Source organism: Bradyrhizobium sp. USDA 336, assembly GCF_044908355.1.
Taxonomy (GTDB): Bacteria; Pseudomonadota; Alphaproteobacteria; order Rhizobiales; family Xanthobacteraceae; genus Bradyrhizobium; species Bradyrhizobium yuanmingense.
The window spans coordinates 6,670,165-6,686,659 of sequence record NZ_JBIYDC010000002.1; the positions used below are offsets into that span (position 1 = coordinate 6,670,165).

Here is a 16,495-nt window from a genome sequence, read left to right on the forward strand (position 1 = left end):
ACTAAGGGAATAGCCAACCGTCTGCCGACGCTCCATGATCGGTGCGCCCGGCATCGTCCGGGACAGGAAGTCTGACTGGCATGAAACGTCTCAAGATCCTGCGGCGGTGGTTTGCGCGGAAGTTCGGCCTTGCGCGGCTGATCTGCCTTGCGCTGCTGGTCTTGTTCGCGGGCGCGCGCCTGTGGGATCCGCCGCCGATCCAGGAATTGCGGCTGCGCACCTTCGACATGTTTCAATTGATCGATCCGCGCGAGAAGGCGGCGCGGCCGGTCGTCATCGTCGATATCGACGATAAGAGCCTCGCCAGGCTCGGCCAGTGGCCCTGGCCGCGCTCGCGCATCGCCGACATGGTCCAGAACCTCACCAACAACGGCGCGGTGGCGATCGGCTTCGACGTGGTCTTCTCCGAAGCCGACCGGCTCAACCCGGATCAGGTCGCGAGCCAGATGCGCTATCTCGACGACGCGACCCGCGCCAAGCTGCGTGAGCTGCCGAGCAACGATCAGATCCTCGCCGACGCGATCAAGCGCTCGCTCGTCGTGCTGGGCGAGACCGGGCTTCCGGAGGTCTTGTCCGAGCTCGACAAGTCGCTGCCGTTCACGGGGGTGGCCACGGTGGGAGAAGACGGGGCCGAGCGTTTCCTGTTCGAATTCCCCGGCCTGCTCCGCAATGTGCCGGTCATCGAGATGGCCGCGGCCGGCCGCGGCCTGTTCTCGATCCGGACCGAGCGTGACGGATTGATCCGCCGCGTGCCGATGATCATGCGCGCCCAGGGCAACATCATGCCCTCGCTCAGCCTCGAGATCCTGCGCGTCGTCACGGGCACGCCGACCCTGCTGGTCCGTACCGATAAGACTGGTATCAAGTCGATCCGCCTCAAGGGTTTGGAGGTTCCGACCGACAAGAACGGTCAGCTCTGGGTGCACTATGCCCGCCGGGATCCTTCGATCTACGTCTCCGCGGTCGACGTGCTCGACAATGCGGTGCCGCCCACGAGGTTTGCCGGCAAACTAGTGCTGGTCGGCACTTCCGCGGGCGGCTTGAACGACATCAAGACCACGCCGGTGTCCCGGGCCATGCCGGGTGTCGAGATCCATGCCCAGGTGCTGGAGGGCGTGCTGAGCCGCGCGGTGATCTCGCAGCCGAACTATGCGCTGGGCGTCGAGCTGATCGCGGCGCTGATCATCGGCCTGCTCGTCATCATCTTCACGCCGAATCTCGGCCCCGTCCGCCTCGTGCTGGTGGGCGCGGCCTTCGCGGCCATCCTGATCGGCGTGTCCTGGTTCTCCTACACCCAGCACCGCTATCTCATCGACTTCACCTATCCGCTGCTGTCGACGACCGCAGTCTACCTGACGCTGATCTTTGCGAGCTTCGTGCGCGAGCAGCGCCAGCGCGTGCAGATCCGCGGGCAATTCGCGCAATACATGTCGCCTGTGCTGGTCGAGCAGCTGGCGCAGTCGCCGGAAAAGCTCGTGCTCGGCGGCGAGGAACGCGAGATGACGATCATGTTCTCCGACGTGCGCGGCTTCACCACGATCTCCGAGAGCTACAAGCACGATCCGCAGGGGCTGATCGAGCTGATGAACCGCTTCCTGACGCCGCTGACCGACGTCATCATCGACCGCAAGGGCTATATCGACAAGTATATGGGCGACGCCATCATGGCGTTCTGGAACGCGCCGCTCGACGACGCCGAGCACGAGATCAACGCCTGCGAAGCCGCGATCCAGATGCTCGAGCAGATCGACGAGGTCAACAAGGAGCGCGAGCAGGAGGCCGCCGACGGCGGCCACGTCTACATCCCGCTCAATGTCGGCATCGGTCTCAACACCGGAATCGGCGTGGTCGGCAACATGGGGTCCGACCTGAAGAAGAACTATTCGGTGCTCGGCGACAGCGTGAACCTGGCCTCGCGCCTCGAGGGCCAGTCGAAGGCGTACGGATTTCCGATCATCGTGGGCTCGCGCACGGCGCTCGCCGCCAAGGAGAAGTTCGCGATCCTCGAGCTCGACTTCATCATGGTCAAGGGCAAGACCGAGCCGGAAGTGATCTACGCCATCGCCGGCCGCGAGGACGTGATGTATTCGGCCGCGTTCCAGCGGCTGCGCAACATCACCATCGAGATGCTCGGCTGCTACCGCAGCCGCGACTGGCAGGGCGCACTGGATGCGATCGAGCGCGGCCGCAAAAGCGAGGACGCCGACACGCTGGAGAAGCTGTTCAGGCTTTACGAGGCGCGAATCAAGGATTTCCAGATCGATCCGCCGCCGGAGGGCTGGACCGGTGCCTATGCCCTGCTGACCAAATAGGTGTCACGGTCACCGCTCGCGCTGGGTGGGCAGAACAAAGCCTGCCTACCATATGCAGGTGCATCGAGGTAAGTATGGCGGTGGGGACGGCGCTTGGCGCCTCTGCCAACCAGAAGAAAAAGGCGAGCTGAGTGATGGACGCACAAGTGAGACAGAACGACCGCATCGAGGTGCTCGAAGAGCTCCTCAACGAGCGCTACTCCGTTCGCGCATTTCTCCCCAAGGAGGTCGATCGCGCCACCATCGAGCATGTGCTGGCGACCGCGCAGCGCACGGCGTCCTGGTGCAACAGCCAGCCCTGGCAGGTCATCATCGCCAGTGGCGAGGCCAAGGAGCGCTTTCGCAAGGCGATCTACGCGGAGGCCTCGAAGGGCCTCGGCGATGACTACGACTTCACGCCACCGCGCGAATATGTCGGGGTCTATCTCGATCGCCGCCGCGAGAGCGGCTTCCAACTCTACAACACGCTCGGCATCGCCCGCGGCGACAAGGCGGCCTATGCCAAGCAGGCGCTGGAGAACTACAATTTCTTCGGCGCACCGCATGTCGCCGTCATCCACACCAACGAGCCGCTCGGTATCTACGGTGCGATCGATTGCGGCGCCTATGTCTCCAACTTCATGCTGGCGGCGCAGGCGCTCGGGCTCGGCACTATTCCGCAGGCCGCGCTGGCGCGGCATTCCGGCCTGATCCGCCGCCACTTCGATCTGCCCGATGACCGCCGCGTCGTCTGCGGTATCTCGTTCGGCTATGCGGACCATGCGCACCAGGTCAACAGCTACCGCACTTCGCGGGCGAGCGTGGCCGAGACCGCAACCTTCGTGGATGTGTAATCGCGGCGTGAGCCGGACGCATCGGCGTCAGACGCGCGCGAAGACAGCCGTGGAAGCGGCCGTCTTCGTCTCGTTCCGGTGCGATTGACGGCGGCGGTCAGCCGCCGCTGCCGCCGATCACGGCCCGCACGGTCTCGTCAGGCCCAAAATCCTCGGCGCCGTCGACATAGAGCAGCGCGGCGAGCTTCGAGCGGGCGCGGTTCACGCGGCTCTTGATGGTGCCGACTGCGCAGCCGCAGATCGAGGCGGCGTCCTCATAGGAGAAGCCGGACGCGCCGACCAGGATCAAGGCTTCACGCTGATCCTGCGGAAGCTTGTCGAGCGCGGTGCGAAACTCCTCGAATTCGAGGTGCGCATTCTGCGAGGGCTGGGTCTTTAGCGTCTTGGCGTAATTGCCCTCGGCATCCTCGACCTCGCGCCGCCGCTTGCGATAGTCGGACCGGAACAGGTTGCGCAGGATCGTGAAAAGCCAGGCCGGCAGGTTGGAGCCGGGCTGGAACGAGTCGATGTTGGCGAGCGCACGCAGCAGCGTCTCCTGGACCAAATCGTCGGCGCGGTCCGCATTGCCGCTGAGCGAGATGGCGAAGGCGCGCAGACTAGGCACGGCCGCCAAGATGTCGTTACGCAGGGAGTCCGTGAGAGGCATCAATCCCTCCCATTGTTGTTGTCGTTGGATCCGCCCTCATTTTCCACGTGGGGTGACGCTCCCGGCGCATCAAGCTTCTTGATCAGTTCTGCGAACCGATCCGGAACCCCCTGTCGCACGACATCGTCGTACATGGCGCGCAACTGGTGCCCGATCCGGGATTGAATCTCCGGAGTCAGGCCTCCCTTGCCGGGGGTCGTGCTTCTGCTGGCTTGAGACTTGAGATCTTTCATGACCTGTTCCACGTTTCCCCGAGTTAAGTGACTGTAAAATCGAGAAGTTTTCTCAACCGGGAGCCGTTCCCTGGATAGGCACAATTCCAGCTGCGCCAAAAAGTTCCCAGCTCGGCGGAACTTTTGTTGTTGTGAGGCGTAGACAGCCCAGCAGGGGAACCTGGGCCCCCCGCGTGATGCCTGACCTCAGGATTGGACCTCAAGGTTGGCCCGAAGACGAATGGAGTGGGGATGTCCCGTTCACAGGTAGTTGCTGAACACTTGCCGTTGTTGCGCCGGTACGCGCGGGCTCTGACAGGCAGCCAGGCCTCCGGTGACGCCTATGTCGCCGCGATGTTGGAAGCCATGCTGGGCGATCCGTCGGTGCTCGACGAGAACCATGGGCCCCGGGCCGGCCTGTTCCGGCTCTTCACCCAGATCTGGAACTCAGTCTCGATCAACGACGATGCCGAGGTGACGACCCTGCCGATGCCGCCGGAACGGCGGCTGTCGAACATCACCCCGCTGCCGCGCCAGGCCTTCCTGCTGCTCTCGCTCGAGGGCTTTTCGGAAGAGGAAGTCGCCTTCATTCTCGGCACCGACGTCGCCGAGACGCGCCGTCTTGCGGACGCAGCCGGACGCGAGATGGCCGCCGAGATCGCCACCGACGTGCTGATCATCGAGGACGAGACCTTCATCGCCATGGACCTCGAGAGCCTGGTGAAGAATCTCGGCCACAACGTGGTCGGCGTCGCGCGCACCCATGCCGATGCGGTCGCGCTGGCCAAGAACAAGCGGCCCGGCCTGATCCTTGCCGATATCCAGCTTGCCGACGGCTCGTCGGGCTTGGACGCCGTCAACGAGCTCCTGCGTACCTTCGAGGTGCCGGTGGTGTTCATCACGGCCTATCCGGAGCGCTTCCTCACCGGCGAGCGTCCCGAGCCGGCGTTCCTGATCTCAAAGCCGTTCCAGCCCGCGATGGTATCGGCGGTGGCGAGCCAGGCCCTGTTCTTCCAGCGCAACTCGCGCAATCGCACGCCGAAGGCGCCGGCGGCGTAAGAAAAGGCCTATCGAACACAAGGGCGGCGCGTCGCAAGGCGCGCCGCCCTCATATGTGCCGACGGAGCGTCGTCCTGCTCTGCCTCAGCAACCGCGGCAGATGCTGCGAAGCATCGCGTTCAGCTTTGTATCATCCGTTCCAGGAGATTTCGCATTCAGCTTGGCCTGGCCCTCGATCCAGGATTGAAGCAATTTCTCGCCTTCCGGCGACGGCGCCAGGTTGGGCTCCGTCCCATCGTAAGCTATGAGGACGGTTAATCTCTGCAGGTCGTCCTTTGCCTCGGCGGGCGGCTTCGGGAACGGCACGGATCGCTCGACCATTGCCAACGTCGCAGCATCCAGCGGCGCGAAGCCCGTGCTTTCCACTAAAGCGCTTGAGATTAATTTGCCCGAGCGATCGACCACGAATGTAACGCCGGCATCAGCCCTTCGCCCAATCGCCTGCGGAGGAAATACCCTGTTGCGCCAGACATGCTCGGTGATTGCCTTGCGCCAAGCGGCCATGGCCTCGGACTCTGCGAGGCCGGAAGCCGGTGTGCTCAGCACCAGACCGTTGGGCGGCACCTGGAACTGACGGCCCTTGAAGACAATCGGGATCAAGAAATGGAAAGTCTCTTCCTTCAGCTCCGAAGGTGGTTCGGGAAACGGTTGGGCGCGGGCGACGATCTCCAGCGCAGCATCGTCGAGCAGTCGCGAGCCGCTGCTCGCAGCCAGTCCCCGCGAGACCAATTTGCCGGACCGGTCGACGACGAAGCCCACCTTGGCCTCACCGGTTTGCCCCAGTGCCTGGGCTGGAAATAGTCTGCTCTTGGCGATATGCGCCGAAAGCCTTGCCTTCCAGGCCTGGGCACTTTCGCTCTGCTTTTCAGTCTGTGCGTGCGCCGGGAAAGCCGCAAGGAATCCGAGAAATGCGGCCAGCAAGGGAATTTTCATCTGCATGATCCCGGATACTAATCGCCGGCTGGTTGATTGCAAGGCTCGTTGCTCGCATCGCATTCACCCGGGTTTAGGGTGGTGAACGACCGCGCCCGGCCGCTTGACGCCGTCCAAATTGCCCCGTTGATACGTCGGGCCGATGACGTCCATCGCAGCCACAGGCCGCCGGGAGGATACGGACCATGGACCAGCAACTCCTCGATCGTCTTGCCATCCGCGACCTCATCGAGAACTGGGCGGTGTGGCGCGATGCCGGCGACTGGGAGCGCTTTGCCACGGTCTGGCACGAAGAAGGCTGGATGTCCGCGACCTGGTTTCAGGGGTCGGCGCGGGATTTCATGCGCGTCAGCCAGGAGGGTTTTGCCAGGGGCGTGCGCATCCTGCATTTCCTCGGCGGCACCAGCATCGACCTTGCGGCTGCGCGCGCGATCGCGCAGACCAAGATGACCATCTCGCAGCGCGGCCTCGTGCACGACGTGCTCTGCGACGTCGTCTGCACCGGACGCTTCTACGATTTCCTGGAGAAGCGGGACGACCCATCAGGTATCGGCAAATGGGGCATCGTCCGCCGCCAGCCGATCTACGAGAAGGATCGGATCGATCCGGTCGATCCCGCCGCGACGCTTCGGCTCGACCAGGAAGCGCTGGCTGCGCTCCCCGAGGGCTACCGCCACCTCGCCTACATGCAGGAGCTGATCGGCTACAAGGTCAAGCGCGACATGCCGGGCCTGATCGGGCCCGAGGTCGAGAAGCTCTATGGCGAGGGCCGGGAGTGGCTGGCAGGAAAGGCGAAGTAGACCGCGGACAGGCGTGGAGATGAGAGCTGCTGTCCCATTTGAGCTATTGGGTCGCGCGAGCTTTTTCGGCGCGGCCGTCCAGCCGTCGTCCCACAAATGCCCGTTGTCGGACCTTGTCATCTCGTCGGTTGCGGAGTGACGCCATGGCAAACGCAGCAGAGGCAGTACTTGGTCTTTCATCAAGACCAACTACGTAGAGCGACGATCAAACGACTAACAACCTGTAAAAGATGGAGCCTACATGAAGAGCCTCGGACTTGCAGGCCGGGTCTTTGCGGTTGCATTGGCCCTCGCTGTCGGCACTGCCGAAGCACGGCCGCTCAATCAGGTGCTCGGCACTTGGCGCATGGTTTCAGCTCAACTCGATCCGGATGGCCGGAATGTCCCGGCCTACGGGCAGAAGCCAAACAGCCTTTTGGTCTTCACCGAAGACATGCACTTTATCGAGGTTCTGACCGACGCCTCCATTCCGAAATTCGCTTCCAACGAGCGAGGTGGCGGCACCGACGAAGAGAACCGGGCTGCGATGGCGGGCAGCATCGCGTTCTTCGGCACTTACATCGTCGATGAGAATGGCGTCTTCAGCGGCAATCGCGTTGAAGGCTCGACCTTCCCAAACTGGGTCGGTAGCGAGCGCACGCGACAGGATCTGAACTTCGATGTAATCGGGGACCGCATGATCGAGAACTTTCAGCGGCCGGAGGGCACCAAGGTCGTCATCATCTGGGAGCGGGTGCGCTAGCGCGTCCCCCAGGCAGACCCGTCCGAATGGAGGCTGGAGGCGCAGACGGAAGCTCTCCGGCACCACGTGCGCGACGTAGTGCCTTACAGCAGCCTTGAGCAAGACGAGAGATGGAGGTGACCTGTCGGATAATCACGCGCGCGTTACTGACTGCCGCGTGGCCTGCGTCAAAATAATGCACCCAGTGCAGTTTTATTGACACAAAGAACGCGGACTGTTACCGAATTGGCTTCGGCACAGTGCTGTAGATGCCGAGTGCGGGGACGTAGCAGGAGTAATGGTCATGAGAAGCTGGCTCGCTGCTATGGCATTGGCATGTGCCGTCGGGATGGCGCTGCCTGAAGGTGCGAACGCACAGAATGCTCAGGTGCAACAAGAGCATGCGGCCTTTCGTGCTGTCGACTTCGATTGGATAGATACGTCTCGAGGTCGCGAAGTTCCTGCTCGCTTGTATTGGCCCACTGAGGCATCGCCGGGACGGGTGCCACTGATCATCTTCTCGCACGGCATGGGCGGTTCGCGAAACGGCTACACCTACCTCGCCGCCCGGTGGGCCGCCCACGGCATCGCGAGTTTGCATGTCCAGCATATCGGGAGCGATTCCTCTCTCTGGCGTGGAAATCCCTTCGAGCTCGTGGGGCGGCTGCAAGCGGCGACCCGGGATGATGAGGCCGCGGCACGTGTCGGAGATATCCGTTTTGCGCTCGACCAAATGCTATTGTTTGCAACCGGTCCGTACGCCCGATTCATCGATATGCGACGCATCGCCGTGGCCGGCCATTCCTATGGCGCGAACACCGCATTGTTGACGGTGGGTGCGCGGGTCGTTCGGGATGGTCGTTGGCTCGATTTCCGCGACCGGCGCTTCAAGGCGGCGATCGTGATTTCCGCCCCACCTTTCTACGGCGAGAAAGACTTGCCGAGCGTGCTCGCCAACATCGCCGTGCCGACGCTTCACGTGACGGCGACGCAGGACGTCATCAAAATTCCCGGATTCTACTCGGCTGCGCGCGATCGGGTCGCAATATTCGAGGCGATCGCCAATCGGCGCAAGCTCCTGGTCATGTTCCAAGGGGGATCCCATAGCATATTCACGGACCGCGCTCTGACCGGAGGACCAGGACTGAATCCGAAGGTCAAGGAAGCCACCGGAGATCTAACGCTTGCATTCCTGGACTATGCGTTTGCCGGGGATTCCAAAGCTTTGGCGCAATGGAGCTTCGACTGGCAGGACATTCTCGCGCAGCCCACAATGGCGAACGCGATCCCGATCTCAGGTGCGACCGCACAGTCGGATCGACAAGGCCATATCCGTGTGACCTCGGCCGAAAAGGGCCGTGCGACAACCAGTGAGCAACAGAAAAATTATCCTCTCCTTGCGGCCGGCGCACGTCAGGCGACCGCAGAAATCGACGGGCCGGCATCTGCATTGCGTCGCTGAAGTCCGATGCAGCGTTTCCCGCTCATAGCGGTCTTGTGTCTGCTGACCGCCGGGTGCGCGACTGCGCCGCTGAACAGGGCGGGATCGTTGACCAGTTATGATGGTCTGGCGCCGTCAGACGGTATTTTGACGAAGTCGATCGTTCGTGTCGACAAGGAAGACGTTCTCGGCGCCAAGACCGTCCGGCTGGTAGAAACTCGATTTTCGACCAAAGCGGCCGCGGAGGTCTCCTTCTCGCCGGAGCAGCGCAAGATCATCGGCAACGCCATCGACCGTGCTCTGTGCTTCGGACTGAGCGAGCGGTTCGACATTGTCGGCCCAGCGGATCAAGCCGACCTGACCGTTCAAGCCGTCGTCACACATGCGGCGGCGACCGATCCTGCGGCGGCAGGCGCGTCCGGTGTCGCGCGGGTCGCAAAGTCTGTACTCCTGCCTGGCGTGCCGGTACCCGTTCCGCGCATCCCGTTGGGACTTGGCAGCCTTTCGGTCGAAGGTGAGGCGAGGGACAGAAGAGGGAAGCAGAAGGCGGCTATGGTGTGGGGCCGCGGGGCGAATTCTTTCACGAGCTCGCCGCGCGTATCGCCGGACGGCGATGCATACGACCTCTCGACCGCCTTTGCCGCCGACTTCAGCAGGTTGCTGGTCACGGGCAGTACCCCATTCGGGGCGGCTCCATCGCTGCCGTCGCTGGACAGCTTGCACGTTCTGCTGGGTGGTGCGCCGAAGCAATCCGCGTGCGAAGCGTTCGGACGAGCTCCCGGAATTGCGGGGTTCATCGGCCAAGGACTTGGAGCTCCCCCAAGTTGGACCGACAAGGGCGCGGCGCCTCCATCGCCTCCGGCGGCCGCGCCACCAGTCAGCGAGCCTTCACCCGCGACATGAGATCGACGAAGCGGCGGATCGCCGACATGCGCGATGTTGACGCGCATACCGGGCCACCGGCGAGCGTCGGGTATGAAGGTCGATCCAGGCGCAAGCAGTTGCCGCCTGAGTCCGCACCTCAGTTGCAACCTGACCGTAGCGTCGCGATGTTGCGATGCCCGCGGGCCATGCACCCCTATCTATCCGAGCCATTCACGAAAATTTTGGGACGGCCGCGGCAGCCGCTTCCTGGATCGTGCGCCACACCGCCTCGATGTCGCTCGCCTCGGTGGATATCGTGCCGATCGAGACACGAACCATCCAGTGCCCGGCCGCGGTAGCGGGCGTGACATAGGCTTGGCCCGAGGCGTTCACCGCATGCGCCCATGCGCGCGTGAAGTCATCGAGACGTTGGGAAGGCACCGACATCGGGCGGTTCACAATACATACGGTCTGCAGCACGACGGGTGCGACGACGTCCCAACCCCGTGTTGCTTCGACTTTGGACCGAAGATCTTGGGCCAAGCTAATGTCTCGCCGCAACCTCGCCTGCAACCCGGAAACGCCCTGTTCCCGGATGGCGAACCATAGTTTCAACGCCCTGAATCTCCGTCCGAGCGCAATTCCGGTGTTACGCAGATTGCGCACCTTCTCGTCGGCCTGAGATTGGAGGAAGCTCGGATCGGCAGACATCACCCTGAGAAGGTGAGGCTCGTCCCGAACGAAATAGAGCGAACAATCGAACGGGACGCCGAGCCATTTGTGCGCATTGATAACGACACTGTCTGCGTCCTCGATGCCTTCCCACATCCACCGTAGCTCGGGTAAGATCATCGCATTCCCGGCCATGGCAGCGTCGATGTGAAGCCACAAACCATGCCTCCGCGCTATGGCAGCGATCTCGGAGAGCGGATCGATGGACACGGTCGCGGTCCCGCCCACTGCCGCGACGATCGCGCATGGCTTGAACCCGGCGTGAATATCCGCAAGGATTGCAGCTTCGAGCGCCGCCGGACGCATCGCGAAATTGGCGTCGATATCGACCATGCGGACATTCTCACGGCCGAAGCCCGCTAGCAGCGCCGCCTTTTCGACGGAAGAATGAGCGCTTGCCGATGTGTAGATCGTCAATGGCTTGAGTTCTGCTTGCAGACCCTGGCGGACGAGCGAGAAGCCCGTCGTCTTCTCCCGGGCGCATAGCAGAGCAACCAAGGTGCTTGTCGACGCAGTGTCGTTGATCACGCCGAACCAGGCGGAAGACAAGCCAACCATCTGCCTGAACCAGTCGACCGTGACCTCCTCGATCTCCGTCACTGCGGGCGATGACTGCCAGGACAGGCCCAGCACCCCAAGTCCGCTGCTTACCAGATCACCGAGAATGCCGGACCCAAGTGAATTGGAGGGAAAGTAGCCGAAGAACCGCGGGTGTTGCCAATGCGAGATGTTGGGGAGAACCACTGAATCAAGATCAGCGATGATCTCATCGAACCCCTCAGCTTCTACCGGCGGGGAGGCTGGAAGCATCGCTTTCACGTCACCCGGCTGTGTCGCAGGTTGGACCGGATAGTCGGACATCTTGGCATGATAGTCGGCCAGCCAGTCGATGATCTCATGGCCTCGTTTTCGGAATTCCTCGGGCGTCATTTAGGCCTCTTTGGTTGTTCGCTTCCGGATTGGCCGGGTGTGCGAAGCTATGGGAGAACGTATCTCGGATGGCTCCGCATATTGCAGTGATGGGATCTGCCAGCGCGATGGCCTGAGGCGTCGAACCCGGGATGCCGCAGACGTGGCCAGCGTGCGAATTCTCGCCATCGTCCCGGTACGAAGCACGCTGAATGCGGGGAATAAGGCGAACAGCAAAGTAAGACCGATCCACCTCATCAGTCGACCCGAGAGGAACGCTTGTATCGTGGGGGTCACCTCTTCTTGCAAGAAATCCACCGTCGCAACCAATATTGGCTTCGCGCCGGGGCAAACGAGGCTGCCTGAGACGATGCCGGCCAGATCGATATAGGGGTGGCATGAGATCACGTACAGGAGAGCAGCGATCCCGACATTCGTGAGAATTGGAGATCGGAGGACCTTCACAACGCGTGTGGCGAAACGATAGGAAATTGGAGCAACGTGGGTTTCTTCGTGTTTCGCGCGATCCGGCGGTCGAATGGGCTTCAACGCCTCGGCCGGCCGGTAGGAGCCCCGGGATCGATCGAGCCGCTCGCGCGTTCGGTGCTGAACAATCGTTTCCAGTCTTACGGGCACCTCGGCCGACCACACCCGCGCACGTGGCCGAAGGTGGTCGGAGCCGCTGTGATGGATCGCGCGCCTGCCGCCGGCAAACGGCCGCTTGGCATCTCGCTCCCGTTTCCCTTGCGGAGCTGCAATATCCGTCCCATCCGGCGTGTCACATGTCATCCGATGACTCCTTGCTCGTCCCCACGGACGACGGTCGGGATGCCTCGAGAGCGGTCATTTCAGAAATCTCGCACCAAACGTAAACTTATATTGCACTTGGTGTAATATTATTTGGGCGATTTCGTGGCCCGGCCCGTCGTCGGCCAGCCTGCCGATTGGCGCTGGCAACAAGTCGATTGCTGCGCTTATTTTCTGCTCAAGATCGCCGAAGCGAAGCAGCGATCCGCCGGTTTGCAAACAACAGGACGATGCCGGTGGCGGCGCTGGCGACCGGGACAATCAGCATTCCAATTGCGAGCCCGTTCGATATCTGCGCATTCGTCGCGGCGTCGCTGATCGAGCCGACGAGCAGTGGCCCGAGTGCCGGGCCGAAAAGGCCCGAGCCGATCAGAACGAGGCTCGCCTCTTTGCGAGGAGGAGACGCTCCACCATGGCTCGATGGAGAAGCAGGCCGGCGACCCTGGCGTCTCCCGGGCCATTCCTTCAGCTCAAAGAACGCTCTGCAAATTCGCGAATGACTCGCGGAGATAAGCTGCCGGCGGTCGCCTGCCGTTGTCGTTGCTCCAGGATTCGATCGCCAATCGAAGCGCTCCGACGGAGACCATGGCGACGTATCGAAGGGATTTCCGTCGCTTGGCCTGGGGCCATTTCACGCAAAGGGCTTCGAATATCGCCTGTTCCTGAGCGATATACTTCGCGTGGCTCGCGGAAATCAGCGCCGGGCTCGAGCGGATGACCCGATCGAGGGCGAGACTCTGCTGCGAATTGTAGTTGCCGGTCAATTTCAGCAAAGCGTTCTTGACGGTGTCGATGGGAGATTGATCCGAAGGCTCGGCTATCACGGCAGCTCTAATGAGCTGCGTGAAGTGGCTTTGCCACGCAAGCAAGATTTCTTCCTTCGACTTGAAGTAATAAAAGAACGTCCGCCGCGAAATGCCTGCCGCCTCCGCGATCGCCTCGAGCGTCGTCTCTTCATAGCCATTCGCCATGAACAGCTTGAGGCCTGCTTCCGCGATCCGAGCCAGCGTCTCACGCCGTTTGCGCTCGCGAAGACCCTCCTCCGCAACTTTGTCGTCCGCTGTCACTTTTGCCGGCAAGGATAGCCCCATCCAAAAAATCGCACCCAGTGCAATATATTACACGCTGCGCAAACAATGTGCAAGAAAAAATCGATGTGCCTGCCGTGACTTAGGCTGCCTTTACCATGCGATCGCGGCTCTCAACTGGTCGCCGCGTCCGCGGCCAGAGGTCGCGCAGCCCGCGTCCGCAATGGTCTTGTAATATCGCACGTAGTGCAATAAAAAATACACCTGGTGTAATAAGCGCCGCGTGCCAAGCTTAGTAACGTGCAGAGAAGCCATGCCGGATTGGTCCATCAAAGATATTCCCTCTCAGTTGGGGCGGTCAGCCGTCGTCACCGGAACTGGAGGAATTGGCTTTGAAGACGCGTTGGCATTGGCGCGTGCCCGCTGTGAGATCATCATCGCAGGCCGTAGCCTGGAGAAGGGTTCGAGCGCCATTGCGCGAATCCGAGCCGCCTTTCCCGACGCCAAGATCCGCTTTGAAGAGCTCGACCTCGCGAGCATGAAGTCGGTGAAGGATTTTGGCTGTCGGATGCGAGCCCAGCGGTCGAGCCTCGACATGCTCATCAACAACGCCGCCGTCATGGCGCCACCGCTGCGGAAGGCGACGAGCGACGGCTTCGAGCTACAGTTCGGGACCAACTATCTTGGCCACTTTGCGCTGACGGCGCAGCTCCTTCCGTTGTTGCGCAACGGCAAGGAGCCGCGCGTCGTCAACGTTTCGAGCTTAGCCGCCCGGAGCGGCGTCATCGACTTCGACGATCTTCAGGCGGAGCGCGAGTACAGACCCATGCGGGTTTACAGTCAATCAAAGCTCGCGTGCCTCATGTTCGCGTTCGCGCTTCAGACCAGAAGCGATGTCTCTGGATGGGGAATCAGGAGCATCGCCGCGCACCCCGGCATCGCCCGCACCGAGTTGATTCCAAACGGCGCCGGACCTCGCAGTTTGCAGGGCCTCGCTCGATCCTTCCTCTGGTTCCTATTTCAATCGCCAGCTCAAGGGGCGCTGCCGACGCTGTTCGCGGCGACGTCTCCGCTCGCCGAACCTGGAGGCTATTACGGTCCGGACAGACTGGGCGAGACGCGCGGCGTGCCGGCAGCCGCACGAGTGCCTCGGCGAGCCAAAGACGCGGCCGCGTCCACGCGGCTCTGGGAGCTTTCCGAAATGCTCACAGGCGTTCGTTTTTCATGAGCTGTTCGGCTATCATGATCAGACGAAACGCTGCCTCGATTTGCGCCATCGTCTCATTGGCTCTGGGCGGGTGCGGCGCGTCCTTGGTCGGCGCCGATCCGGTGCCGTCTGCAGCGAGCCTCGACCAAGCACATGATGTCGCTCGGCCGGAATTGGAGCGCAGCGCGGACTTCGAGAAGGTCAGCGTCGAAACCGAGATCCAGGCACCCTTGGCTGCCGTAACGACCTGGTTCGCTGACCGTGGCGCCGCCGCATTCGGCTCGTTCCTTACCGGAACGGACAATGTGCCCGGCGTAGTGAGCACCGAGTTGTTGAGCGGTGACTGGAGCAAGCCAGGTGACCGCCGGCGAGTCGTATTCTCGGACAATAACAGCGCGCTGGAAGAGATTACGGACCGCAAGCCGCAGCTTCTGCAATATCAGATATGGAATCTTACCAACCGTACCGGGCGCTACATCAGATATGCGGTCAGCGAGCTGGAGTTCATCGGTAACGGCCAGGCGACCCGCGTGCGCTGGACCTATTCGTTCCGGCCCAAGATCTGGCCGGACGGCTACCTCATCCGGACCTACGTCCAGAACGACTTTCGCAGGTTCATGGAGGTCGGCCTGCAGGCCATGCGAGACAAGGCAGTGACGGACCTCGCTCAAAAGCGAAGCGCGCGGTCGTCCTGAGCGCTCTTTTGAGTCTGACCGAGCGACCAACGAGCAATCTTCCGTTCGTCATTTGATTGAGCGCAGTAGCTTTGGAGGCCCCTGATGCAATGGATCGCCGCCTTCGACTTCGGCATTCGTCTGACCCTCGTGGCCTCTTTGCTCGCGGTCGGCGCGGTCTTCGTTTACTGAACGGCCGATCATTGGATCAGGAAGGATGCACCTGCCGATGAACAGGCATCCCGACAGCGCCGCAGGCATCCGTTTTCCAATGATCAAGACAAAGGCGTGTTTGACCGGACGGCCTTCAAGACGAGTCGACGGAGCCAGGCGTGGCCCGGCTCCGAATGCGTTCGCTCGTGCCATACCATCCGATAATCGAAATGGGGAAGCTCCAGGGGAGGTTCGATCAGGCGAAGCCGCGGGTCACCCGAGAAATTTTCCGCGGCACGGCGTGGGATCGTCAAAATGAGATCGGAGGTCGACGCCACAAGAGCTGCCGTGGCGAAATAGGGTAACCGCACCGCGATGTGCCTGATATGGCCAAGCGTTGCGAGCGCGGTATCGACCGGACCAGCTCTGCCCCCAACCACGGTCACGAGGATGTGGGAGAATGCGACGTAGTCGTCCAGACGCATCCGCCCTGCTTTGGACCGCCTGACGGCGGGATGGCCGGCGCGTACCAGGCATGCGAAGCGCTCCCGGAAAAGGTCTCGGGTACGAAGGCTGGTTGGGAGCGGGTTATCGCTATAGAGCGCAAGGTCGATGTTCACCTCTCCAAGGCTCCTGAAAGTCTGCGCATCGACGGGCGTGATTTCGAGACTTGTCCTCGGCGCTTCGGAAGTCATGAGATGTGCAAGTCGCGGAAGGATGACCGTCGCTCCGTAATCCGTCGTGGCAATACGAAAGACGCGCTCACTCGAGGTCGGGTCGAACTCGGACCGGTTGGCGAGCACATCGCTGACGCCCGCCAGAGCCTTCTGTATCGGTTCGAGAAGTTCGCCGCCGCGGACTGTGGGCCGCATTGTCGTTCCAGCTTTCACGAGCAGCGCATCGTCAAAAACCTTGCGCAGCTTCGCCAATGCTCTGCTGACGGCGGGCTGACTCATTTGGCTTCGTTCTGCAGTCTTGGTGACGCTGCGCGTTTCGAGCAGCGTCTTCAAGATCACCAACAGGTTGAGATCGACGCGATAGAGGATGTCATCGGTTGACGGACGATCCACGGGCTCCTCATCGAAGGGTCGCTTCTGATGCACGTTTTCCAGTTAGTGAATAACGTTTATCGCGGTGGGCCACTTTCTGCAATTCGTCGCATCC

Annotated in this window: 16 protein-coding genes; 9 read left to right on the forward strand and 7 right to left on the reverse strand. The window is 61.9% G+C overall.

What is annotated here, in order from left to right; translation table 11 throughout:
- Positions 1–80 precede the first annotated feature (80 nt).
- Both ABIA45_RS32230 and ABIA45_RS32235 read left to right on the forward strand, forming a co-directional pair.
- Entirely contained in the window at positions 81–2,312 is a 2,232-nt protein-coding gene (locus tag ABIA45_RS32230; RefSeq protein WP_404654788.1) for a CHASE2 domain-containing protein, read from the forward strand.
- Between the two features lie 134 nt (positions 2,313–2,446).
- The gene (locus tag ABIA45_RS32235) at positions 2,447–3,145 is read left to right on the forward strand and encodes a nitroreductase (RefSeq protein WP_271545789.1); all 699 of its coding nucleotides are present in this window, start codon (positions 2,447–2,449) and stop codon (positions 3,143–3,145) included.
- A 97-nt stretch (positions 3,146–3,242) separates the two neighbouring features.
- On the opposite strand, the gene ABIA45_RS32240 is transcribed toward ABIA45_RS32235, so the two are convergent.
- Positions 3,243–3,791 (reverse strand): sigma-70 family RNA polymerase sigma factor, encoded by a 549-nt coding sequence (locus ABIA45_RS32240; RefSeq protein WP_018316216.1) that lies wholly within the window; start codon positions 3,789–3,791, stop codon positions 3,243–3,245.
- Entirely contained in the window at positions 3,791–4,024 is a 234-nt protein-coding gene (locus ABIA45_RS32245; RefSeq protein ID WP_025032292.1) for a NepR family anti-sigma factor, read from the reverse strand. The genes ABIA45_RS32240 and ABIA45_RS32245 overlap by 1 nt, the downstream gene beginning before the upstream one ends.
- 231 nt (positions 4,025–4,255) lie before the next feature.
- On the opposite strand from ABIA45_RS32245, the gene ABIA45_RS32250 reads away from it, so the two are divergent.
- A complete protein-coding gene (locus ABIA45_RS32250; protein WP_035997648.1) occupies positions 4,256–5,062 on the forward strand; it encodes a response regulator in 807 nt (268 codons plus the stop codon).
- 84 nt (positions 5,063–5,146) lie between these two features.
- Here ABIA45_RS32250 and ABIA45_RS32255 read toward each other — a convergent pair whose 3' ends face one another.
- Positions 5,147–5,995, reverse strand: coding sequence for a TonB family protein (locus ABIA45_RS32255; RefSeq protein ID WP_275497797.1), 849 nt, complete (start codon positions 5,993–5,995; stop codon positions 5,147–5,149).
- Positions 5,996–6,180: 185 nt separating this feature from the next.
- Between ABIA45_RS32255 and ABIA45_RS32260 the strand changes: the two genes are divergently transcribed.
- From ABIA45_RS32260 to ABIA45_RS32275, 4 genes are all read left to right on the forward strand, one after another.
- Positions 6,181–6,795 (forward strand): nuclear transport factor 2 family protein, encoded by a 615-nt coding sequence (locus tag ABIA45_RS32260; RefSeq protein WP_271545783.1) that lies wholly within the window; start codon positions 6,181–6,183, stop codon positions 6,793–6,795.
- 241 nt (positions 6,796–7,036) lie between these two features.
- On the forward strand, positions 7,037–7,537 hold the full coding sequence (locus ABIA45_RS32265; protein ID WP_271545781.1) for a lipocalin-like domain-containing protein: 501 nt from the start codon (positions 7,037–7,039) through the stop codon (positions 7,535–7,537).
- 283 nt (positions 7,538–7,820) lie between these two features.
- The gene (locus ABIA45_RS32270; protein ID WP_404545759.1) at positions 7,821–8,978 is read left to right on the forward strand and encodes an alpha/beta hydrolase family protein; all 1,158 of its coding nucleotides are present in this window, start codon (positions 7,821–7,823) and stop codon (positions 8,976–8,978) included.
- Positions 8,979–9,065: 87 nt separating this feature from the next.
- Entirely contained in the window at positions 9,066–9,860 is a 795-nt protein-coding gene (locus ABIA45_RS32275) for a DUF3313 domain-containing protein (RefSeq protein WP_404545761.1), read from the forward strand.
- A 192-nt stretch (positions 9,861–10,052) separates the two neighbouring features.
- Here the strand turns inward: ABIA45_RS32275 and ABIA45_RS32280 are convergent, their stop codons facing one another.
- Both ABIA45_RS32280 and ABIA45_RS32285 read right to left on the reverse strand, forming a co-directional pair.
- Complete coding sequence (locus tag ABIA45_RS32280) at positions 10,053–11,483, reverse strand: pyridoxal phosphate-dependent decarboxylase family protein (protein WP_404654789.1); 1,431 nt, start codon at positions 11,481–11,483, stop codon at positions 10,053–10,055.
- Positions 11,484–12,739: 1,256 nt separating this feature from the next.
- Positions 12,740–13,348: a TetR/AcrR family transcriptional regulator gene (locus ABIA45_RS32285; protein ID WP_246732191.1), complete on the reverse strand. Its 609-nt coding sequence runs from the start codon at positions 13,346–13,348 to the stop codon at positions 12,740–12,742.
- Positions 13,349–13,610: 262 nt separating this feature from the next.
- Here ABIA45_RS32285 and ABIA45_RS32290 point away from each other — a divergent pair, with 262 nt between their 5' ends.
- Positions 13,611–14,525: an SDR family oxidoreductase gene (locus ABIA45_RS32290; protein ID WP_404654790.1), complete on the forward strand. Its 915-nt coding sequence runs from the start codon at positions 13,611–13,613 to the stop codon at positions 14,523–14,525.
- A 14-nt stretch (positions 14,526–14,539) separates the two neighbouring features.
- Positions 14,540–15,199 (forward strand): SRPBCC family protein, encoded by a 660-nt coding sequence (locus ABIA45_RS32295; RefSeq protein WP_271545771.1) that lies wholly within the window; start codon positions 14,540–14,542, stop codon positions 15,197–15,199.
- Between the two features lie 48 nt (positions 15,200–15,247).
- On the opposite strand, the gene ABIA45_RS32300 is transcribed toward ABIA45_RS32295, so the two are convergent.
- Positions 15,248–15,439, reverse strand: coding sequence for a hypothetical protein (locus ABIA45_RS32300; RefSeq protein ID WP_271545769.1), 192 nt, complete (start codon positions 15,437–15,439; stop codon positions 15,248–15,250).
- A gap of 14 nt (positions 15,440–15,453) precedes the next feature.
- On the reverse strand, positions 15,454–16,401 hold the full coding sequence (locus ABIA45_RS32305; protein ID WP_404654791.1) for a LysR family transcriptional regulator: 948 nt from the start codon (positions 16,399–16,401) through the stop codon (positions 15,454–15,456).
- Positions 16,402–16,495: the final 94 nt, after the last annotated feature.